This window comes from Mesorhizobium sp. NFR06 (assembly GCF_900115245.1).
Taxonomy (GTDB): Bacteria; Pseudomonadota; Alphaproteobacteria; order Rhizobiales; family Rhizobiaceae; genus Mesorhizobium.
The window spans coordinates 79,178-101,181 of record NZ_FOVT01000019.1 but is presented as its reverse complement, the minus strand read 5'-3'; the positions used below and the strand labels follow the sequence as shown (position 1 = coordinate 101,181).

19 protein-coding genes and 1 pseudogene are annotated in these 22,004 nt (G+C 63.0%); 12 read left to right on the top strand and 8 right to left on the bottom strand.

Going from position 1 to position 22,004, the window contains the following annotated elements:
• Window positions 1-36: 36 nt before the first annotated feature.
• Together F3H96_RS25965 and F3H96_RS25960 are read right to left on the bottom strand one after the other, a co-directional pair.
• Entirely contained in the window at window positions 37-681 is a 645-nt protein-coding gene (locus F3H96_RS25965) for a hypothetical protein (RefSeq protein ID WP_149804516.1), read from the bottom strand.
• Between the two features lie 354 nt (window positions 682-1,035).
• Window positions 1,036-1,923 carry a LysR family transcriptional regulator gene (locus F3H96_RS25960; protein ID WP_149804515.1) on the bottom strand — a complete coding sequence of 296 codons (888 nt, stop codon included), beginning with the start codon at window positions 1,921-1,923 and terminating at the stop codon, window positions 1,036-1,038.
• Window positions 1,924-2,020: 97 nt separating this feature from the next.
• Between F3H96_RS25960 and F3H96_RS25955 the strand changes: the two genes are divergently transcribed.
• From F3H96_RS25955 to F3H96_RS25920, 8 genes are all read left to right on the top strand, one after another.
• Window positions 2,021-2,986 (top strand): zinc-binding dehydrogenase, encoded by a 966-nt coding sequence (locus tag F3H96_RS25955; protein ID WP_188131536.1) that lies wholly within the window; start codon window positions 2,021-2,023, stop codon window positions 2,984-2,986.
• Between the two features lie 245 nt (window positions 2,987-3,231).
• The gene (locus F3H96_RS25950) at window positions 3,232-5,241 is read left to right on the top strand and encodes a CocE/NonD family hydrolase (protein WP_149804513.1); all 2,010 of its coding nucleotides are present in this window, start codon (window positions 3,232-3,234) and stop codon (window positions 5,239-5,241) included.
• 16 nt (window positions 5,242-5,257) lie between these two features.
• Window positions 5,258-6,208, top strand: a complete 951-nt coding sequence (locus F3H96_RS25945; RefSeq protein ID WP_149804512.1) for an ABC transporter permease — start codon at window positions 5,258-5,260, stop codon at window positions 6,206-6,208.
• Window positions 6,192-7,079, top strand: coding sequence for an ABC transporter permease (locus F3H96_RS25940; RefSeq protein ID WP_149804511.1), 888 nt, complete (start codon window positions 6,192-6,194; stop codon window positions 7,077-7,079). The genes F3H96_RS25945 and F3H96_RS25940 overlap by 17 nt, the downstream gene beginning before the upstream one ends.
• Window positions 7,076-8,041 carry an ABC transporter ATP-binding protein gene (locus tag F3H96_RS25935; protein WP_149804510.1) on the top strand — a complete coding sequence of 322 codons (966 nt, stop codon included), beginning with the start codon at window positions 7,076-7,078 and terminating at the stop codon, window positions 8,039-8,041. The genes F3H96_RS25940 and F3H96_RS25935 overlap by 4 nt, the downstream gene beginning before the upstream one ends.
• Window positions 8,038-9,066, top strand: a complete 1,029-nt coding sequence (locus tag F3H96_RS25930; protein WP_149804509.1) for an ABC transporter ATP-binding protein — start codon at window positions 8,038-8,040, stop codon at window positions 9,064-9,066. Before F3H96_RS25935 ends, F3H96_RS25930 begins: the two co-directional genes overlap by 4 nt.
• 1 nt (window position 9,067) lies before the next feature.
• On the top strand, window positions 9,068-10,630 hold the full coding sequence (locus F3H96_RS25925; RefSeq protein WP_149804508.1) for an ABC transporter substrate-binding protein: 1,563 nt from the start codon (window positions 9,068-9,070) through the stop codon (window positions 10,628-10,630).
• 44 nt (window positions 10,631-10,674) lie between these two features.
• On the top strand, window positions 10,675-11,355 hold the full coding sequence (locus F3H96_RS25920) for a TetR family transcriptional regulator C-terminal domain-containing protein (protein ID WP_149804507.1): 681 nt from the start codon (window positions 10,675-10,677) through the stop codon (window positions 11,353-11,355).
• A 66-nt stretch (window positions 11,356-11,421) separates the two neighbouring features.
• On the opposite strand, the gene F3H96_RS25915 is transcribed toward F3H96_RS25920, so the two are convergent.
• Window positions 11,422-12,267 carry a LysR family transcriptional regulator gene (locus F3H96_RS25915; RefSeq protein WP_149804506.1) on the bottom strand — a complete coding sequence of 282 codons (846 nt, stop codon included), beginning with the start codon at window positions 12,265-12,267 and terminating at the stop codon, window positions 11,422-11,424.
• 173 nt (window positions 12,268-12,440) lie between these two features.
• Here F3H96_RS25915 and F3H96_RS25910 point away from each other — a divergent pair, with 173 nt between their 5' ends.
• The 3 genes and pseudogenes from F3H96_RS25910 to F3H96_RS25900 form a co-directional block, all read left to right on the top strand.
• Window positions 12,441-13,526, top strand: coding sequence for an amidohydrolase family protein (locus F3H96_RS25910; protein ID WP_149804505.1), 1,086 nt, complete (start codon window positions 12,441-12,443; stop codon window positions 13,524-13,526).
• Window positions 13,526-13,903 carry a Rieske (2Fe-2S) protein gene (locus F3H96_RS25905; protein WP_149804504.1) on the top strand — a complete coding sequence of 126 codons (378 nt, stop codon included), beginning with the start codon at window positions 13,526-13,528 and terminating at the stop codon, window positions 13,901-13,903. The genes F3H96_RS25910 and F3H96_RS25905 overlap by 1 nt, the downstream gene beginning before the upstream one ends.
• Window positions 13,904-13,923: 20 nt before the next feature.
• Window positions 13,924-14,514, top strand: a pseudogene (locus tag F3H96_RS25900) (HD domain-containing protein); the annotation flags it as partial.
• Window positions 14,515-14,627: 113 nt separating this feature from the next.
• Here the strand turns inward: F3H96_RS25900 and F3H96_RS25895 are convergent.
• The 4 genes from F3H96_RS25895 to F3H96_RS25880 all read right to left on the bottom strand — a co-directional run bounded on the left by F3H96_RS25895 (window position 14,628) and on the right by F3H96_RS25880 (window position 20,560).
• Window positions 14,628-16,166 (bottom strand): trimethylamine methyltransferase family protein, encoded by a 1,539-nt coding sequence (locus F3H96_RS25895; RefSeq protein ID WP_149804503.1) that lies wholly within the window; start codon window positions 16,164-16,166, stop codon window positions 14,628-14,630.
• Window positions 16,082-18,229 (bottom strand): FAD-dependent oxidoreductase, encoded by a 2,148-nt coding sequence (locus F3H96_RS25890; protein WP_149804502.1) that lies wholly within the window; start codon window positions 18,227-18,229, stop codon window positions 16,082-16,084. The genes F3H96_RS25895 and F3H96_RS25890 overlap by 85 nt, the downstream gene beginning before the upstream one ends.
• Window positions 18,230-18,472: 243 nt before the next feature.
• A complete protein-coding gene (locus F3H96_RS25885) occupies window positions 18,473-19,138 on the bottom strand; it encodes a hypothetical protein (protein WP_149804501.1) in 666 nt (221 codons plus the stop codon).
• A 24-nt stretch (window positions 19,139-19,162) separates the two neighbouring features.
• Window positions 19,163-20,560 (bottom strand): selenium-binding protein SBP56-related protein, encoded by a 1,398-nt coding sequence (locus tag F3H96_RS25880; protein ID WP_149804500.1) that lies wholly within the window; start codon window positions 20,558-20,560, stop codon window positions 19,163-19,165.
• A gap of 239 nt (window positions 20,561-20,799) precedes the next feature.
• Between F3H96_RS25880 and F3H96_RS30725 the strand changes: the two genes are divergently transcribed.
• The gene (locus F3H96_RS30725) at window positions 20,800-21,087 is read left to right on the top strand and encodes a hypothetical protein (RefSeq protein ID WP_188131535.1); all 288 of its coding nucleotides are present in this window, start codon (window positions 20,800-20,802) and stop codon (window positions 21,085-21,087) included.
• Window positions 21,088-21,238: 151 nt separating this feature from the next.
• Here F3H96_RS30725 and F3H96_RS31335 read toward each other — a convergent pair whose 3' ends face one another.
• Entirely contained in the window at window positions 21,239-21,688 is a 450-nt protein-coding gene (locus F3H96_RS31335) for an ATP-binding protein (RefSeq protein WP_244620157.1), read from the bottom strand.
• Between the last annotated feature and the right edge of the window lie 316 nt (window positions 21,689-22,004).

Sequence of the window (22,004 nt, the reverse complement as noted above, 5' to 3'; positions counted from 1 at the left end):
GCGTCGGTTCAGAGTGTCGCGGCGCTCAGGCGTCAGCTAGAAGCGATAACGAACCCCAACAGTATTCGCGTTGGAGCCCTCTCCCATATTTCCAAATGTACCACCGGCGCCGGATCTGTGGTGGAGTTGATAGACGAGCTCGACGTTGGGAGCTTGCCTTAGCCTGAAAGAAAGCTCCGCCCCGATGAAACCAAGGAAAGATGCGTCGCCATCGTAATAGATTTCGCGTTCGCGTTCGATCTCGGTGGTGCCGGTAACGGCACTCAAACCGGCCGTCAGTGCTGGCGCAATCGCCAGATCGCCGATGACAAGGCCCTGGTGACGAACCCTAACCCCGGCCCAAACCTCTCCTGACGTGTCGTCGTCCTCGCCAAACCTTATGGCGGCTCCGGTCACGCCGCCAAGAACGAAACCAGCGCCAATATCGGCAAAGTCGCGGCCGTAAGCAGCTCCGACCATGTAGTTGTTCGTATAGTCGGCGTCGAAGACGTTGATCGTGTTCCCAAATGACCCTGTCGCAAAAACGCCGCCAAAAAAATAGACGTCGTTCTTCGCCGGTTGACCGGCAGCGAAAGGATCTTCGGTTGCAAAATAGATGAAGGGAGAACTGTTGTCGGCGAGGGCGGAAGTGATGGAACCGGTCAGGATCAGTGCAGCCAAAGCCTCTTGCACCCCGCGCATTCACAAGCTCCCGAATCAATCCCTCAGTCGATCATCTTTGTTCCCGTATTTCACCGCAGGAAGCAAGTTCCCCTGCTCCAGGGGTAGTGGGTCAGTAGGCCAATTTTTGCTAACGACCTGGGCCGAATGAACGATAACTATGCCTTTGGTGGCCCGGGGAAAAATAGTCCAAACTTCATTTTAATATAAATCAGTATCATGGCATAAAAAGCAGAATACCACCAAACTCATAGGGAATGGGTATGGTCCAATCCAAATTGCAAAGAATGGGTGGCCGATTTGAAGCGCTACGATATTCGCGATGCAAAATAAAACCACTGCGTTGCGGACAACAAGGCGCGCTTGGAAAATCATTCAATCCGCCGAGATTCCATTGGCGAGCAATAGCTGTCGAACGGCTGGAGGGGGAGTCTGCTTCCGCCAAGCGAGCCAGAAATCGACGGTATGGGTCCACCACGACAAGGATCGGAATTTGACGCCGGGTACTTCCGCCCGCGTGGCGCTCGCAGGAACGAAGCCTCGGCCCACACCGGCCTCGACCAGCCCAAGCATCGCCGAAAGCTGAGACACTTCGTAACGGACTTCGGGCCGAAAGCCGGCGCTGGCACATCGTTGGGCAAACCGGGCCTGCCAGTTGGGGTCCTCTTCCCGAGGCACCACGACCCATGCCGCCCCGTCCAGATCAGGCGGCCGGATCCGCCGCTTCCCCGCCAGCCTGTCGTCCACCGGCAGTGCTAGTAGCTGGCGATCCGCCAGCAGCTTGTGAACCACAACATCATCGCTTTCAGAGCGTGGCGTGTAGACGATCCCGGCATCGATCACTCCATCCGCGAGCGCCTTTAGCTGCAGCTCGCTATTGAGCGGTACGAGATCTACGGCGAGCGACGGGCAGCGCGCGCGCAGTTCCCGCAGGTGCTTCGACAGGAGGCCTCCTTGCATAGCTCCATCGACGTATCCGACCCGGATGCGGCCCTGCTCTCCGGATGACAGCGACTGGGCCCGCTGCTTGAAGCCGTTGACCCGACTGAGGATAGCCTTCGCGTCATCCAACAGCACCGCGCCGACGGCCGTCAAAGTCAAGCGCTGCTTCTGTCTCCGGAACAGGTCGACGCCCAACTCGCTTTCGAATTCCCGAATGGCCCTGCTCAGCGGCGGTTGCGACACGCGCAGGCGCTGCGCAGCCCTTGTCACAAGCTCGTTCTCCGCAACCGCGACGAAATATCTCAAATGACGCAGATCCATCCCATACCCCCTTGATCTTAACTTATATTAACAAAGTCCTTTTCAGTATAGCATGCCGCGCCTAGGTTGTCGCGGAATTTGCCAAAGGGAGGCCCTTGTGAAGGCGATTGTGTTCGATCAGGCCGGCGCGGCCGAAGATGTTCTTCACTACAGGGAGGTGCCGAAACCCGCGTGCGGCCCTCGGCAGGTCCTGCTGCGCGTTACCGCCCGTGTGATCCAGCCGGCCGACTGGCTCTTCATCGCCGGCAAATACGGCACGAAGCCCGTCTATCCGCAGGTTGCCGGATACGACGGTGCCGGCATCGTCGAACAAGTCGGTGCCGAAGTCCGCGAGATCGAGATTGGGTGTCGTGTGGCATTTCGCAGCCCCGGTGCATGGGCCGAATATGCTGCCGTTGCGGTCGAACACGTGCATGCTGTACCCACTGAACTCTCCGGCCGTCTGGCTGACGAAATGGTGTGTCAGTTTCCGCTCAATCCGCTAACCGCCTGGGGCATGCTGGACCAGGCTCCGGCGGTGCCCGGCCATCGTGTTCTGCTCACCGCGGCGCGCTCCGCGGTTGCCGCCGTCGCCGATCATTTGGCACGCACGCGAGGGATGACTGTCGAACGCCTCGTGCGCGAGGGTGCGGGCTACCGTCTTCTTGATGCTGACGATAGAGCTATCGGGCTCGGCGCCAGCATTGCGGAAGCCCTGAGCGAGGTGGAGCCCTATCACCTGGTGCTCGATTCGGTCGGCGGCCCCGACACACTCGCGCTCATCGAACGGATTGCTCAGGGAGGAACGCTGTTCTCGTACGGCGTTCTGGACGACCGGCCGGTTGAAGTTAAGGCCTCCACCCTGCTCTACAAGTCGCTGCGGTGGCAGGGTTTCGCGATCAGCGCATGGCAGCGCAACGGTGGCAGGGAGACCCTCGCGAAGGCGACACGGGAATGTTGGGCGCTGCTTGCCGAACATCCAGGCAAGCTGCCCATCGTCGCCCGCTACGGGCTGGAACAGTTCGGCGCCGCAATCGAACACGCGGCAAAGTCTGCTGGCGAAGGCAAAGTTCTGCTGGTCTGAATGCGCGCGAGCAACTTATGTCGAACTCATCTGCAGACGCAGCCCGCAGCAGGCGACGGCCTGCGCCATGCCGTGCATCTTCTGGTTCCTGAGCATGATGAAGTTCGCGCCGTTGGCGGGATCATGACGTGCCCCACGGGCACCGCGAAATCCATGCCCAAGCGACAATAGTGCACAAACAGGATTGCGTCGCAGATTCTCTTGTTGTACGGTCGTTCAACAAGAGAATTTTGTAGATCCCTGCCGTGGTGCGAACCGAATTTCCCTTTCCCGTGGAGACAGTCGATCCGCTCTGGATCAAGCTGGCCGACGGCACCCGTATCGCCGTAACGCTTTGGCGCCCGCGGACCGACGCCAAGGTGCCTGTCGTCGTCGAGATGGTGCCTTACCGACGCCGTGACGGCACCGTTGCGCGTGATATCGATATCAACCCTTGGCTCGCCGGGCATGGCATAGCTTGCGCCCGTATCGATATTCGCGGCAGCGGCGATTCGGGCGGCGATCTCGCAGACGAATATCTGCCGCGCGAGCAGGAAGACGGCTGCGAGATCATCGCCCATCTGGCGGCGCAATCGTGGTGCAACGGCAATGTCGGCATGACCGGCATCTCCTGGGGCGGCTTCAACGCGCTGCAGGTCGCGGCGCGGCGGCCGCCGGCCTTGAAGGCCATCATCGCCAACTGCGCCACCGACGACCGCTATGCCGACGACATCCACTATATGGGCGGCGCGCTGCTGACCGAGCAGGAAATGTGGTCGAACTTCATGCTGGTGAAGAAGGCGATGGCGCCCGACCCGCAGATCGTCGGCGACGCCTGGCGCGATATGTGGATGAGCCGGCTCGCGGCGACGAGCTCACTTTCGGAAGTATGGCTCGCGCATCAGCGCCGTGACGACTATTGGCGGCAGGGCTCTGTTTGCGAGGATTTTTCCGCGATCGAATGCGCTGTCATGGCCGTCTGTGGCTGGGAGGACAGCTATTCGAATTTCGTGCCGCGACTGCTTGAGCATTTGCCGGGGCCAAAGCTCGGTATCGTCGGGCCGTGGTCGCACACCTATCCCTGCCGCGGCGCGCCCGGGCCGCTGATCGGCTATCTGCAGGAAGCTCTGCGCTGGTGGCGTCACTGGCTCCGCGGCGAAGACACCGGCATTATGGACGAACCCTTATACCGCGTCTGGCTCACCGGCGAGGAGCGGCCGCAGCCTTTCTATCTGCCTGATCATGCCGGCAGCTGGGCCGCCGAGGATCAGTGGCCGTCGCCCCGCATCGAGCGCCGCGCTCTGTATCTGAACGCCGCCGGGCTGGGCAACGAGCCGGAACCGGGCGCCCTGCTTTCGGTATGCTCCCCCGCCACCGCCGGCCGCGACTGCGGCCGCTGGGGCGGCTATGGCGGCTCCTGTCCCGATATGCCCATCGACCAGCGCCGCGAGGACGGCATGGCGCTGTGCTTCGACACTTTGCCACTCGACGATGACCTGGCCTTCCTTGGCGCACCAGAGCTCGATCTGCTCGTCACCGTCGACCAGCCGCATGTCAATCTCGCCGCACGGCTCTGCGATGTTTATTCGGATGGCACTTCGGCCCTGATGACCTATGGCGTGCTCAATCTCAGCCACCGCGACAGTCATGAACATCCCACGCCGTGTCCGGTCGGAACGCCTTTCCATGTACGGCTGAGGCTTAACGATTTCGCCCGCACTGTACCCAAGGGACACCGCATCCGGCTGGCGCTGGCCAACCAGCACTGGCCGATCCTGTGGCCGCAGCCGAAACTGTCGACGCTATCGGTCGCGAGCGGCGACAGCACGGTAATGCTTCCGGTTCGCCCTTCTTCGCCGCGCGACCGCGACGTCCGCTTCGGGCCCGCCGAAACCGCGCCGCCGATCCCCACCACGATCTTGAACGAGGGCTTCGACAGCCGCATCGTCACCGACGACGTCGGCTCAGGCGCGCAGACCATCGCGCTGACCTCCGACCATGGAAGCCGGCACTATGACGATCGCGCCATCACCGTCTCCTCGGCCAACAGCGACACGATGAGCATTCACGCCGCCGACCCGCTGTCGGCGAAACTCGTCACCGAATATCGCTGGGCGATTGCCAGTGGCGATGCCGACACCGAAGCGACGGCGGTGACCGAACTGACATCGGATGAAACCCATTTCAATCTGAGTTGGCGTCTGGAGGCCCGGGAACGGGGCACGCTTGTCCACAGCGCCTCGGCAACCCGGCGCATCAGGCGCGATTTCGCCTGAGGAGAGAGGCAGACCAATGCTTGCATATGCGGTGAAGCGCATCGGTCTCGGCCTCCTGATCCTCATCCTCGTCATGGTCGCCATGTATGCGGCCGTCTTCCTGGTTCCGGGCGATCCGGCGACCGTGGCACTCGGTCCGCGCGCCACGCCGGAACTGAAGCGGCTGCTGATCGAGCGCATGGGGCTCGACCAGCCAGTCTGGTGGCAGATCGTCGAATTCTTCCGCAATGCTCTGACCGGCAATCTCGGTTACGACGTCTGGTCGAACCGGCCCGTTTCCACTTTGGTCCTGGAGGCGCTGCCGAACACGCTCATCCTCGGCCTGACCGCGCTTGCCGTCGCGCTCCTGATCGGCGTGCCGCTCGGCTGCCTGTCGGTGATGCGGCGCGGCACGGCGGCCGATGCCGTCATCGGCGTGCTCTCGGTCGGTGTCATCGCCGTGCCGTCCTTCGTCGTCGCCATCTATTCGCTGCTGGTCTTTGCCGTCACGCTGCGCTGGCTGCCGGCCATCGGAGCCGGCGAGGCGGGCGACTTCATCAGCCAGGTCAAGGCGCTGGTCATGCCGGCCGCGGCGATCGCGCTCGGCTGGATCGGCTACATCGCCCGCATGGTGCGCGCCTCGATGATGGAGGTGATGGGCGAGCCGCACATCCGCACCGCGCGCTCCTTCGGCCTGCCGGAGTGGAAGATCGTCTCCAAATACGCCCTGCGCATCGCCATCATCCCGACCATCTCGCTGGTCGCCGTCGGCCTGGGCAGCATCCTGTCCAGCGCCGTCTTCGTCGAGGCGGTGTTTGCTCGACCCGGCATCGGCAAGCTGATCACCGACGCCGTCAACACGCGCAACTATCCGGTGGTCATGGGCACGGTGCTGATCATGACCGCCATCTACGTCTCCATCACCATAGCCGCCGATCTGTTGATCGCGCGGCTTGATCCAAGGGTGCGCGATGTCTTCCGTGGCTGAGGCGTCTTTACCCACGCATGATCGACAACGGCTTGTCCTGCTGCGTGCGCTGCTTGCTGATCCGTTCACCCGCGTGGCGCTGATCCTGGTCGCTGGCTTCCTCGTCACCGCGATCTTCGCGCCGTTGCTGGCACCCTATTCGCCGGTCAAGATCGACGTGCTGCACAAGCTGCAGCCGCCATCGGCAGACCACTGGTTCGGCACCGATCATCTCGGCCGCGATCTTCTGTCGCGCGTCATCTACGGCGCGCGCACGGCGCTCACCATCGCCATGGTGTCGGTGGCCATCGCCGGCGTCATCGGGTTGTTGCTCGGGCTGATCGCCGGCTACGGTCCGCGCTGGCTCGACGCCATTCTGGTGCTGAGCTTCGACAGCCTCAACTCGCTGCCGATGATCATGTTCGCGCTCGCCATCATCACCGTGCTCGGCGCCGGAACCGGCACGCTGATCATCGTCATCGCGGCGACCTCCTTTCCGAGCTATGCCAGGCTGATCCGGGCCCAGACGCTGGCGCTGAAGAACAGCGACTACATCCTTGCCGAGCGCCTGCTCGACGCGAGTGCTTCGCGCATCATCTTCATCCATCTTCTGCCCAACGTCGTCGGCCCGCTGATCATCCTTTTGTCGATGGACATCCCGGTCGTCATCATGGTCGAGGCTGGCCTGAGTTTCCTTGGCTTTGGCGTGCGTCCGCCGACGCCGTCCTGGGGTTCGATACTCTATGACGGCTACACCTCGATCCGCTCCGCGCCCTTTATGGTCATCTTCGGTGGCCTGCCGCTGGTGCTGGCCACGCTCGGCTTCACCTTCCTTGGCGAGGGTCTGCGCGACTATCTCGATCCGCGCCTGCAACTGCGGAGGCCGGCATGACAGGTTCGCTAGCGGCCAGCGATCTCAGCGTCCGCTATGAGACGCCGCATGGCACCGTGCACGCCCTGCGCCATGTCGACATCGAGGCGCATCCCGGCGAGGTGATCGGCATTGTCGGCGAGAGCGGCTGTGGCAAGTCCACGCTCGTCACCGCACTGGCCAATCTTCTACCGGCCAACGCCCGCATCGACGGATCGATCCGCTACGACGGGGTCGATCTGGCGAAGCTCGACGCCCACTGCCAGCGCCTGCTGCGCGGCGACGAGATCGCGTTGGTCGGCCAGGACCCGATGACGGCGTTCAACCCGGTGCTGACCATCGGCGACCAGCTCGTCGACTTCCAGCACCACCGCAAGGATCTTGGCCGGGCGCAGAAGCGGGCGCGCATTGCCGCCATGCTTGGCCGCGTCGGCATCGCCGATGCCGAACGGCGGATGCAGAGCTACCCGCATGAACTGTCCGGCGGTATGCGCCAGCGCGTCGCCATCGCAGCCGCCTTGCTGACCGATCCGGGCCTGCTCATCGCCGACGAACCGACGACGGCGCTCGATGTCACCACGGAGGCGCAGATCATCCATCTGCTGCGCGAACTCCGACGCGAATACAGCGGCATCATCATAGTCATCTCTCACCATCTCGGCGTCATCGCGGAGCTCTGCGACCGGGTCTATGTCATGTATGCCGGCGAGGTGGTCGAGGGCGGCGAAGTCGACGCGATCTTCCACGATGCGCGCCATCCCTATACCCAAGCGCTGCTCGCCTGCGATCCCGCCCGCTTCCATGAAAGGCTGGACAGGCTGCCGACCATTCCTGGCTCGCTGCCGAGCCTGACCCAGCCGCCGCAGGGATGTGTTTATGCCCCGCGCTGCGACCGCGCCTTCGCGCCATGCACGACGATCGCGCCGCCGCTGGTGAAACTCGCGACCGCCCACGTCGCGCGCTGCCATGCGGTGATGCCATGAGTCCGCTGCTTGCCGTCGAAGATCTGTCGGTCAGCTTCGTTCGCGGCGGCTTGCTCGACCGCTTGATCAATCCGTTTCCTCTGCCGAGCGTCAACATCATAGACGGCGTGACGCTGTCGCTGATGCCAGGGGAGACGCTCGGGCTGGTGGGCGAATCCGGTTCCGGCAAGACGACGCTGGCTCGAACCATCCTCGGACTGATGCGCGCGGCTGCCGGCCGTATCGTCTTCGAAGGCAGCGATATCGCAACGGCGGCCGATTTCCGCGCCATGCGCCGGCGCTCGGCGATGGTGTTCCAGGATCCCGTGGCGTCGCTTAGCCCGCGTCTGCGCGTCGGCACGCTGCTCACCGAACCGCTAATCATTCAAGGGCTGCCGATGTCGGACCGCCGCGCAGCAGCCCGGACACTGCTGGCACAGGTCGGTCTGCCCTCGTCCTTCGTCGACCGCTTTCCGCATGAGCTGTCGGGCGGACAGGCACGCCGCGTCGGCGTTGCGCGTGCCCTCGCGATGAAGCCGCATCTCCTGCTTGCCGACGAACCGACCGCCGGGCTCGATGTGTCTGTACAGGGCGACGTGCTGAACCTCATCGGCGAGCTCAAGCGCGAGCTCGGCTTCGCTGCCATGATCGTCACCCACAATCTGGCAATGATCCGCCACGTCAGCGACCGGCTCGCCATCATGTATCTCGGCCGGCTGGTCGAGACCGGGCCGACGCAAGCTGTGTTTTCCGCGCCGATGCATCCCTACACCGCGACACTGATCCAGTCCGAGCCGATACCCGATCCGCGCCGACGCAGCCAGAACCCGGCCGTCAGCGGCGAGATTCCGAGCGTATTTCGCCGGCCCTCGGGCTGCGAGTTCCACACGCGCTGCCCAGTCGCGCAGGGTCGCTGCAGGATCGAGCGACCGGCCTATAAGCCGATGGGCGCCGGCCGGATGGTGCGCTGCCATTTCCCGCTGACATCAGGCGGGCAAGAGCGGGAAGCCTTCTCACGCGTTTCCGCAAACCAAAGGGGAAACTGACATGACGCAATGGACCATGGACAGACGCGCATTCCTGAAAACGGCCGGGGTTCTGGGAGCCGGCCTTGCGATGACGCCAGGCTTTGCCTGGTCGGCCGCCGGCGACATGCTGCGCATCCGCATGGAAGGCGACCTTCAGTGCCTCGACCCCGCCTTCATGAACGGTGGCATTGAGGATGTCATGATGCGCGGCATCTATGTCTCGCTGAACCATTTCGGCGATATCAGGCAAGGGTCGCCCTGGCAGTTGTGGGGCGCGGAAAAGCTCGAGCAGAAGGACGCCAAGACCATTTCTTTCACCTTGATCGACGGGCTGAAATGGTCCGGCGGCTTCGGCCCGGTCACCGCGGACGACGTCAAGTTCTCGTTCGAGCGCATCGCCGACAAGAGCCTTTCATCTCCGTGGGCCTACCAGTTCGAGAAGCTCGATCGTGTCGAGGTTGTCGATGCCAGGTCCGGCATCATCCACCTGAAGGAACCCTTCCAGCCGATCTTCGTCACCAGCTTGCCCTATTACGGCGGCCACATCATCAGCCGCGCCGGCACCGAGAAAGCGGGCGGTAAGTTCACCACCCAGCCGCCGGCGACATGCGGGCCCTATCTCTTCAGTGACTGGCAGCAGAAGCAGAAGGTGACGCTGATCGCCAACCCGGACTGGCGGGGACCAAAGCCGGATTTCGGCAAGGTCGAAATCTATGTCGTCACCGACGACCAGGCGGCCCAGCTCGCTTACGAAGCGGACGCCTTCGACTACACCAAGATCGCCATATCGGCGACCAAGGCCGTCAAGGCGAAGCCGCCCGCGGGCACAAACCTGATCGAAGCCCAGTCGACCCGTTACGTCTGGCTGACCATCAACATGCTGAGCCCGCGCCTCAAGGACCTGAAAGTCCGCCAGGCCGTGCAGTATGGCGTTGACGTCGGCCAGATCCTGACCGGCGTCTACGACGATCTCACTAAGCGCTCCACCGGCGTCGTCCAGCCCGGCACCAAATTCGCGCGCGCCAGCAATCTGATCGCGGCACCCGACTATGAGAAATCGGCCGCGCTGCTTGCCGACGCCGGCGTCAGCGACCTGTCGCTGACCCTGACTGTGATGAACGACTCCATCCGCAGCGCGACAGCTCAGATCATCCAGGCCAGTCTTGCGCAGGCCGGCATCAAGGTCGAGATCCAGCCCTACGATGAAGCCGCCTTCTGGGGTGTCGGCGACAAGACGCAAGGCGATGGCTACAAGAACATCGACCTGGCGCTGATGGACTTCGCCGGCGGCATCGATCCATCAGAGAACCTGGTCTGGTTCCGTCCCGAGCAGATCGGCGCCTACAACTGGTCCGGCTTCGACAGTCCCGAATTCGAGACGAGCTACCAGCAACTGGTGGCGGAAAGCGACGAGGCCAAGCGTATCGCCTTGTCCAACCGCATGGAGGACCTGATGGAGCAGTCCGGCGGATTCGTCTTCATTTGCCACCAGCCGCTGGTGGCCATCCACAAGGCTGACTTCGAGCCGGTCATCTATCCCGACGGCCATCCCAATCCGGTGCTGTTCAGGAAGAAGGCCTGAACGCTGCCGTGGACAGCAAGGGCACAATCGATTAGCTGGGCTCCATGACGGAAGCCCAGCCGGAAGGCGCAAAAAGAAAAGGCGGTGCAAAGAAGGCTCCGCCGCGCTTCAGCCGCGAACAGGCGGACGTACGCCGCTCCATGCTGATCGAGGCTGCGGCGCGCTGCCTATCGGTCGGCGGCATCGGCGCCTTCACCATCGACAGAATCTGCAAGGAGGCCGGCGTCTCGCGCGGCCTCATCAACCATCACTTCGAAAGCCTCGATGGATTGCTGGTCGAGGTCTACAAATCCTCGCTCTACGCCAGCGTCAACAACCAGATCGCCGAAGCCAAACGCCGCCGCGCCGAGACATCCGACTGGCCCCCTGAGGCCGCGCTGGCTGCCCTGGTGCAGTCCAACTTCGCGCCGGAGTACTTCAGCCGCGAGAACCTGCTGATCTGGCTGTCCTTGTGGGGTGAGATCGCTGTCAACCCGCGGCTCAAGGAGGCGCATCGCGAGCTCTACGACGCCTACCGCGCGGAACTTGCCGAGGATATCGCGGCGGTTGCCGTGCAGCGCGACAAGCAGGTCGACGCTCCCGCGCTGGCGCGCAATTTCATCGCCCTGGTCGACGGGCTGTGGCTCGAATGGTGCCTCGATGAAAGCGTGGTGACGCCGCAGGCGGCGGAGGCGGCGGGGTTCGAGATGCTCGAAGCGCAGGTCGGACCGCTGCGGGACAGTTGAATGCGAGGGCAGCGCTGCTTCGCACCTTGCCGAGTAAGGCTGCCTTTCTTGCTTCTTGGACAGCGGCTATGCGGTCATCTGCTTGAGCGCCTTGAGCAGGCGAACATGGGTGTGGGAATGATGGTGCCTGACATGAACGGCCGAATAGATGGGATGTGAAATCTTCGGCGCATCGGCGACGAACTCCGCCACACCCTCCTGCCGCAATCTGGTCGCCACCGTCTCGGTGACGAAAGCGGTCCCGCCCCGGCTCCGCAGCAGATAGGCGACAGCGCCGCCATTTCCGGTCGAGACCGGGGTGTTCTCAAGCTCCGGCAGCATCTGCCTGTGGGCCCGGTTGAAGAAGGCCGAGTAGTTGGCCCGGATATAGTCGGCCGGCGTGACCGCGCCGAAGCTAAGGCCGCGCGTCGATACCATGACGAAATTCTCCTCGGCGATCTGCTCGTAATGCATGTCCGGCAGGTGCTGCGGCGAATAGAGCACCGCCAGATCGAGACTGCCGGTGGTGAGATCGAGGATCATCTGGTTGGAGTAGTCGATCTCGACGTAGATCGCCAGTTTGGGCATCGTCGCCCGCACCCATTCCAGCCATCCTTCCAGCACGCGTTCGTAAAGCTCGAACTGGATGCCGATGCGGATCAGCCGGTCGAACTGGCCGACCGCCTGGATTTCGCGGCGAGCGTCGAGCCAGCGCAGCCTGACCGCGCGCGCATGCTCCTCGAACCTCAGGCCGGCGACGGTCGGCTCCGTGCCGCTCTTGCCGCGGATGAAGAGCTGCTTGTCCAGCAGTGTCTCGAGCGTGCGGATGCGGCTCGAAACGGTTGACTGGGTGATGCCAAGGCGCTCCGCCGTCCTGTTGAAGTTGCGGGTTTCGATCAGGTCCAGGAACGTGTCCAAGAGTTCGATCTGCATGTCGGCCATCCAGCGCCAGCAATTCTCTCATGGTTAACGCTTCTCGGGCCGGTCCGACAACGGGTAATCGGATTCTTCGATTAACGTCCCGCCGCTGGCTGCGTTGCCGGCCCTGCCTTGGAAGCGCACGTTTGCCGTAACTTTCATCCCACCCAATGGCAGGCAAGACATCCATGTTCATCGTCGACACCGACGTTCACAATTACTGGTCCAGCGCCGAGGTGCTGCTGCCCTATCTCGAACCCTACTGGCGCGATTTCCTGGTGCGCGGCGAGAAGCCCGGGCCGAGGGGAAGCTTCCCGCATGGTCACCGTCCGTGGCTGCACCCGGAAGGGTTCTCGCGGCACGACATCCGCCCGGAGAGCGAGGACGACAATTACCTGATCATGAAGGAGAAGCACCTCGATCTCTATGACATCGATGTGGCGATCCTCACCGCGGACGAGCCGTTGGAAGCCTCGACGCTGGCCAACTACCACTACGCCAACGCGCTGGTGAAAGCCTACAACGACTACATGATCGACTGGTGGCTGCCGAAGGATAGCCGCTTCAAGGGATCGATCATCATTTCGCCGACCGATCCCCATGGCGCCGCGGCCGAGATCCGGCGCCTCGGCAGCCACAAGGACATCGTCCAGGTTCTGGCGAGCCACGGCTCGCAGCGCCCCTATGGCGATCCGTTCTACAATCCGATCCACGAAGCCTGCGCCGACGTCGGACTGCCCTTCGCCATCCATTTCGGCGGCCAGGGCGGCGTCAACCACAACGCGGTCGCCAGCGGCCCGACCGCCTACTATTGGGAGACGCACGCCTTGCTCAGCCAGCCGGCGATGACCCATGTGGTCAGCATGATCTCCAACGGCGTGTTCGAAAAATATCCCGACCTCTATTTCGTCGTCATCGAGTGCGGCGTGTCGTGGGTGCCTTCGCTGATGTGGCGGCTCGATGCCAACTTCAAGGCGCTGCGCAAGGAGACGCCGTGGCTGAAGATGCTGCCGTCGGAATATTGCCGCCGCAACATCCGCTTCAGCACCCAGCCGTTGGAGCAACCCCAGAACGTCAGGCATCTGTGGGAAACGCTGGAGCACATGGACGGCCAGAACACGCTGCTTTTCGCCTCCGACTATCCGCACTGGGACTTCGACGCGCCGACTAACCTGCACATCCCACCGGCATGGCGCGACAAGGTGATGGGGCTGAATGCGCTGGAGGTCTACAAGCGCATCGAGGCTCCGGCGGCGGCCGCGAGGGTCGCCTGATGAGCGCCGCCGCAACCGCTCCGGCGCTGACCTTTGCCTGCAAGGCCGCGGAGGTCGCTGTCGGCAAGCCCAGGATCGTCACCATCGGCCGCATCCGCGTCGGCATATTCCAGCTTGAGGATGGCTATGCCGCGCTGCTCAACATCTGCCCACATCGGGCAGGCCATCTATGCGAGGGGCCGGTGTCGGGCACCAATCGCCAAACGGACAAGACAGAATTCGTCTATGAGCGCGCCGGAGAGCTCATTCGCTGCGCCTGGCACGGATGGGAGTTCGACATCCGGTCCGGCAAATGCCTTGTCGACGAGAAGCTCAGGGCGCGCACCTTTCCCGTTCATGTCGACGGCGACGACATCTATCTCGAAATGCGCCGCTGACCGATTTTGGAGTTTCGACAATGGAAACCGTGAAGTTCACCCAGATGAAGGATGGCGACCGCGAGGACTATGCCTTCCTGACCGAACATGAGACCGAATATGCGGCCGGCACGGCCGACCGGCTGCTGGCGGCGATGATCGAACTCGACAAATCGCTATCGGGCTACAAGGTGACGCGGCTCGGCCATTCGCTGCAGGCCGCCACGCGCGCCTGGAATGCCGGTGCCGACATCGACTGGGTGGTGTCGGCGCTGCTGCATGACATCGGCGACATCTACGCGCCCTACAATCACGACGAATACGCGGCCGCCATCCTGCGTCCCTTCGTGCGCGAGCAATGCGCCTGGGTGGTGGAAAAGCATGGCGATTTCCAGCTGATCTACTATGGCGAGCATGTCGGTGCGAACCCGCACAAGCGGGATGCGTTCAGGGACAACGCCTATTTCGACGACTGCGCCGAGTTCTGCGAGAAATGGGACCAGTCGAGCTTCGATCCGGATTATCCGACACGGCCACTGAACTTCTTCGCGCCGCTGGTGCGGGAAGTGTTCGCCCGCAAGAGCCACGATCCCGCCGTCGTCAGGCCCGGCATGCGCATTGCGATGTCGGATACGCGGCCGCCGCCGAGCGGTCGGGCATGTAGCGACTGGCGACGAGGCTGGGATATTTTCCAGGGGATTGCCCCCGGCCAGTCCCGCCCGCTTGTTCTTCGAAGGTTGCCCCCTCAGTTCAACGGGCAACCGCCTTCGCGTTTCCGCCGTTCCATATAGTCGCGCAGCGCCTCGTCGATGCCGGGATCGATCGGCGGCTGCTCATATTCGGCGACCATGCGCTTCCAGATCACATTGGCGCGTTCGCGCGCGGTGACCTGGCCGCGCTCGATCCAGGTGTCGTAGTTGTCCCAATTCGACACCAGCGGCGAATAGAAGGCGCGTTCGTAACGCTGCATGGTGTGTGCCGCACCGAAGAAATGCCCGGCCGGGCCGACCTCGCGCACCGCCTCCAGCGCCAGCGTGTCGATGTCGACGACCGGCGGGTCGAAATAGGCCGACATCATCTGCAGCATCTCGGCGTCGATGACCAATTTCTCGAACGATGCGGTCAGCCCGCCGCCGAGCCAGCCGGCCGCGTGCAGCACCAGATTGGCGCCGCCCATCAGGCAACCCCACAAGGACATGGCGCTCTCATAGGCGGCCTGCGCATCGACGGAATTGGCGGCGGTGACGTTGCTGGAGCGGAACGGCACGCCGATCAGCCGGCAGAGCTGGCCGGTGATCTGCGCGGCCTGCGTGTATTCGGGCGTGCCGAAGGCCGGCGCGCCGGTCTTCATGTCGACATTGGAGGTGAAGCCGCCATACATCACCGGCACGCCGGGACGAACGATCTGCGTCAGCACGATGCCGGCCAGCGCCTCGGCGTGCTGCTGCGACAACGCGCCGGCAAGTGTAACCGGGCTCATCGCGCCAGCGAGCGTAAAGGGTGTGATGACATTAACCTGGCCGTGCTCGGCCAGCGCGATCAGCCCTTCGACCATCGGCTCGTCGAGCTGCAGCGGTGAATTGGTGTTGATGATGCCGGTGAACACCGGCGTCTCCCGCGCCAGATTTTCGCGCGTCGTGCCGAGCGAAATCGCCACCATCTCCATCGCGTCGATGGCGCGTCCATGACCGAGCGCCTGCGGCTGCCAGTTTTTGTCGAGCAGAGTGATCTCGGCATAGTAGAGGTCGAGGTGGCGGGTGTTCTGGTGCAGGTCGAGCGGCTCGAATGGCCCGCCGCCTTCCTGATGCAGCACGTTGAACGACTGGATGAGCTTCAGGTAGTCGCACATCTCGGCATAGGTGCCGGGGCGGCGGCCGCGATCATTGTCCATGACATAGGCCGGCCCGCCGACCGACGACAGGATGCAGTGCCGCCCGCCGACCTTGACGTTCTTCTCGGGGTTTCGGGCGCGCAGTTCGAATGATGACGGCGCCATGGCGACTCGCTCCATCACCATGGCGCGGTCGAAGCGCACCCGCATCTCGCTCTCATCGACCTCGGCGCCGGCGGCGCGATAGAGCTGGCGCGCCCGCGGCTGCAGCACCCGCATGCCGATCTCCTCGAGGATGGTGAGGCCCATTTCGTGGATCGACTGCACCTGGTCGGCCGAGAGGATCTCGATCGGCGCGTAGGGCCGCGTCAACTGTTGCCAAGGGCGCTGCGCGATGCCGCCGATTTCGCGCTGGGGACGACCGGGTCTGCGACGTGCTGCAATGCGTTCCATGGTTTGGCTCCTGTCGAATAGAACGGTCGCTCGCGCAGCGGCATCGTTGCCTCTGTCGGCTGATCGAGACACCGCGCGAATTTGTGGCCGGAATGCACTGCGTCGGCGATCGAGGACGGAGCGAGGCAGTCGCCGATGCGCGTGATCGAGGGGAAGCTTTCTCCCGAGCCCGTCGTTGCGCAAAGCGCGTCGAACAGTGCCTGATCGGCGATACGCCCGGTCACCAGCACAAGCGTGCCGAACTCGCGCCACGTGACGCGGCCGGTGTAGGCGCAGGCAAATTCGGCGATGCCGTCAGTGGCCGAGGTCAGGCTGTGCGACAAAAGCAGATCGATGCCGACCTCCATCAGCTGCTTCTGCACAAAAAACTGCTCGTCGGTCATCTGTGTCCAGCTCGACACCACCGGCAGCGGTGTCACGATGGTCACTTTGTGGCCGGCAAGACGAAGCTTTTCCGCAAGCGCTCCGCCCATGAAATAATGCTCGTCGTCATAGACAAGTACCGGGCCGATGACCGCGGCGCCGGCGAAAATGTCGTCGGGCGTCAGGATCGACGGGGACGCTGGAAAATCGACTGGCATCTCGATGCTCGCGCCGACGCCGTCACGGCGCCACGAACTGCCGGTCGCCAAGACGACATGGTCCACGCCGAGTGACAACACATCTTCGGCGCCAAGCCGGCTGCCCGGATATATCTCGACCCGCGCTTGCTTGGTGAGCATATGCAGGCGATGGTCGCGCACCCGTGCCCACGCCCCCAGCCCGGGTAGTGTTGCTTCCCGCGAGACGCGACCGCCGAGCGTGTTGGCCGCTTCGGCGAGCATCACCCCATAACCGCGCCGCCCGAGCGTCAAGGCGCATTCGAGCCCGGCCGGGCCAGCACCGACCACCAGCACGCGCGCTTCCGAGCGCTTGGCATCGACCTGTTCGGGATGCCAGCCGCGCCGCCACTCCTCGCCGACCGTCGGGTTCTGGGTGCAGCGCAGTGGGACACTTTCATTGTTGGCCGCGCGGCAGATGTTGCAGCCGATGCATTCGCGGATTTCGTCCTCACGTCCCTCGAACACCTTCTTCGGCAGGAAGGGGTCGGCGATCGACGGCCTAGCGGCGCCAATAAAATCCTGGACGCCGCGCCGGATCTGGTCGGCCATCGTGTCCGGCGAAGTGAAGCGGCCCACGCTGACCACCGGTTTGGTCGTCAGCCGCTTGACGAAGCCGACATAATCTTCTTGAAAACCTTCCGAGCTGAAGCGCGACGATTTTGAATCATTGCCGAGCGAACCGGCAATATTGACGTCCCAGAGGTCGGGTACTTCGGCCAGCATTTCGACGACATCTCGGCCTTCGCCTTCATGGGTGATGCCGTGCGGCCCGTGCAGTTCGTCGACCGCCAGTCGCACCGCCACTGCGCATGAGTCCCCGACGGCCTCTTTGGTGTCCTCGATCATCTCACGCAATAGTCGCACGCGGTTTTCGAGTGTGCCTCCATACTCGTCGGTGCGGCGATTGGTGCGCCGCGACAGGAACTGGAACGGCAGGTAGTCGTGTCCGGCATAGCAATAGACGATGTCGAATCCGGCCCGGCGCGCGCGGATAGCCGCTTGGCGCTGCCAGCGGCGGAAATCGTTGATGTCCTGTCGGTCCATGGCGCGGGCGCCACCGGGCTGGACGAATTTCGCAGGCTGCGCCGAAGGCGCGAGCAACTGCTCTCGCGTCAGCCGGTTATTGGTATGGGCGCCGCCATGCCACAGTTCGACCGCCGCCAGGCTGCCATGCGCGTGGATGGCGTCGGCGGTGCGCGCCAGATCGCGGACATCGTCCTCGTCCCACAACGTCAGGAAGCCGAACGGCGAATCGTCTGAACTAGGATGAATCGAGCAATACTCGGTCGAAACCACGCCCCAGCCGCCCTCGGCCTTGATGCCGCGCAAGGCGGCACCGCTCTGGGGCTTCTGATGGCCCATGCCGGTGGCATGTGGCGTCTGATAGAACCGGTTCGGCGCGGTGACAGGGCCGATCCTGACCGGTTCAAATAGGATTTCGTAACGTGGATTGCAGCGCATTTGGACTTCGCGAATATGCTTGTTGAACGATCGTACAACAAGCATATTCGCAGGATTGGCAGAACGCAATGCCCCTCGGGGGTAGCGCTGGTTTTTCAGCTAATTGGCCACCAAAGCGAAGTATGGCCCCGAGGCGATGTGCAGCGAGAAAAGCCGTGAAAACTGCACCCGGCGCTTACCCAGCGAGCGGCCCTTACCAGGCATTCGCGGAAAGCGAGAGTTGCATTGCCGAATGGGCACATCTCACGGGTCGTATCCGGTACTCGCGATCCCGATTCCGCCGACCAGGACCAGGCTTAGCGCCCACACAATGTCGAGATTGAACCAGCTTTGTGAGATGAACTTGGGCCCGAGCCATCGATAGACGGCAATGGCGATAACGCCACCGCTGACAATCATGGCCGCCGTATGGACGACGGAGACGGCGGTTGCGGTGATCAGGTTGCCGGTCACGAGCGCGGCAGCCGCCTGGTGTCCAACATCGAGGTCGCCTGCCTGACACAGGCCCAGATAAATCGGCACCAGCATCAGCCCGGCGCCATGCGCTGTGGCGGCCGCGAAGGACCACAAGGCCAGTTGCGCCGGCGGGATCCGGGCAAGAACACGCGGGTGGCGCCGGTTGACCAGGAGATAGATCCCGGCGGCGATCACGATCAACCCCGCGGCGATGCGGATCTGTCGTTGCCAGACCATCAGCGTCAGCATCGCGCCGAAGGGCAGCAGGACAGCGATCATTGCTACAAAGTGTCCCGTCGCCAGAAGGCCGAGCGCCCGGAACAAGTCGCCGGCACGTCTGGCAAACAGCCCGGCCGAGACGGCCAACGGCCAGCCCATGCCGGGACTGACACCGTGATAAATGCCACTGGCAATGACGGCCAGCCAGAGGCCGGCCGTCGTCCACTCGTTCATCGCTTCATCGGCCCGGGCAGTCGACTACACCGACGGGTAGCAGAATGAATCCGTCGAGCAATCGCCACCCTCCAGACGAATCTGGTGCGAGCGATAGCCCTTGGGGAACTCGACATAGAAGTCCTTGTCCAGCGTGATCCCGCCGTTCTCGCCGACATCGGCCTTGACCATGGCTGCCGGGATGCCATCGGGATAGAACTGGCCGTCCCAGGTCGAATAGAGCGAGTTGGTCCAGTAGACGCGCTTGCCGTCGCGGCTGATCTCGACCATCTGCGGTCCGCCCCTGTAGTCGCCACCCGGATGCCTGGTCTTGCGCGTGATGCCGCCAATATGGACGGACCCTGCAAGCCTGGGCCTCATCGGATCGCTCACATCATATTGGCGCATCTCGCCAGTGCCCCAGCAGGACACGTAGAGGAAGCGGTCATCGAGCGACAGGTCGATGTCGGTTACCAGCGGCGGGACTGCCTCGAAGCCCTGCAGCAGCGGCGGCAGGTCATCCTTGGCGGCTGCCTCGGGCGGGATGGTCGCCGTCTTTTCGCAATGGAATTTGCCGCCCTCGCGCCACCATGTCCAGATCGATCCCTCGAGGTTTGTCGTGTCGACGACCACTCCGATGAAACCGTATTCCTTGACCGGGTCATGGGCGGGGCGGACTTCCAGCGCCATCTGGTGGTTGGCGCCCAGATCGATGGTCTGCACGTTCCTGCGTTCGCGCAAATTCCAGAAATGCACCCGGTGTCCGTATTTGTTCGACAGGAGGTCTTCAGGCACGATGCCCTGCTCGAACTGGGGCGGAAGGGCCCACTCGCTCGACACCATGTAGTCGCGCGGCAGGTTCCACCAGAAATCATACTGCTTATCCTGCGGCCCGCGATCGATCTCGTAGCGCCCGATGACATCGAACGTCTGGCAATCCATGACAAAGATGCCGGGAGGTCCGTCGGTGCCGTCAGGGCCGCCGCCTCCGAGCGTCGAGACATAGATACCTTCCGGACCGCAGTGGATCGTATGCGGCCTGGAATAGCCCGTCTTGGCGAACACCTCCTCCGGCTCGATGATCTTGTGGATCTTGGCCTTGGTCGGTCCGCCCTTGGTGTCAATGACGTAGATGCGCGAAGATCGCATGCCGGGAATGATCAGGAAGCGGCGCTCGAGAAACGGGTGGCCGTTCAGCGGCGAAAGCGCCGAAGAGCAGGCGTTCCAGCCGAAATGGTGAAACTCGTCGCCCTTGTTCGGCATGATCACGCTATGGACGATCTTGCCGTAGTCCTTCGACTTCGGGTTTACGTCGACGATGGCTAGTCCATCAGGCTGAGAGAAGTCACCACTCAACATCAAAGTGTAGGCAAAGCTTTCGACAGGCGCCTGCATTGCGAGTTTTGCAGTCGCGTGAAAAGTCGGATCTGGCCTTACAGTCATGTCTTCCTCCCTGGGGGATTGAGCAACCCGTCCGACAATCAGGGGCAGACCTGTGATGCGCTTGGATGCCCGCCGAAATCGTCGGGGCGCCTTGTTCTTCGCACGCTATTTCCGTGCGGCTTTCGAAGAATCTCACGGATTCGGGAGGACCGCAATCTGGTTTCAGCGCGTGCCTCCGCGAGCGACAAGCGCGCTGCAGATTTCTTCCTCGAACGCTCCGAGGTTACCTAGGAAGGGAATTGCAAGCCGAAGCCGAGAAGCCTGGTGAATTTCTGGTGGTCGCCCGGCCGCGAGATGATGACGTCTCGACAGGTCGTGCTGCAGTTTGCGGATCTGATTGGGATTGTGCCCTCGGTGGAGCAAAAGCGCGGCCAAACGAGAACCAAATGTCCCACTCTTTGACAGGGTGGAAGGAGGTGGGACGAAAAGGCCAGAAAACGCAGTTAAATCAATGGCGGCAGGAGCCAATGGTGGGCCCGGAGGATGCGTTCAAGTTATTGAATTCATTGATTATTTCGTGGGCTTGAATCAGAAATCTTCCCGCATCGTTCCGTATGGTTCCGCGACCCCGGCGCCACTATTCCGCAGGTGCCGTCTGGCTTGGTTTCCCGAAAATACGTCCTGGAGCCGGATGACCGATCTTGCGACGCAGTTCCGGACCGATCCCTCGATGACGGGCTACCAGACATGGCCCGTCAAAGGTCTGTCGCTTACCAAGGAGCATCGGGACGGCGGCGACCCGGTCTTGACCGGGGTCGGCGATGGGGCAGGTTGATCGTTTTGCCCGGCATCGATTCCCGACGGTGCTGCCGGCAACCGCAAGATCACGATCGTACCCGACCCCAGCGTGCTTTCAATCTCGACATGCCCGCCATGTGCCTCGGCGAAATGCTTTACCATTGGCAAGCCGACACCGCCCAGGCCTTTGCCTTTCGTGGTGAAAAATGGCTCGAAGGCACGGGCCACCGTCTCCTGCGTCATTCCGATACCGCTGTCTTCAACGCGGAACTCGATAAGAGCGGCATGGCTTTGAACTGCGGCGGCGGCACCTATCGAGATCAAACCGCCATCCGGCATTGCATCGCGCGCGTTGAACACGAGATTCAAGACGGTATTCTGCAGGCTCATATGATCGCATTTCGCGGGAGGCAGGCTGGGTTCGAGGCGGACCTGCAGCCGGATGTGCGGCTCGCATGCGCATCGAACGAGTGTCGCGACTTCAGCCAGGCAGGTGCCCACGTCGGTAGGCCCAATTTCGTGACGCAGTTCACGAACTCTGCCGATAGTCTCTCGGACAAGCACGCCGGCTCGCTGCAGGGCCGTCCTGGCGCTGGCGATCACGGGCTCGATCGCCGGAGCCCCCGAAACGGCAGGGTCCCGTGCGATGCGGTTCGACGCGGACGCGATCTGGATGAGATTGCCAGGTCGTGGACGATGCCGGCTG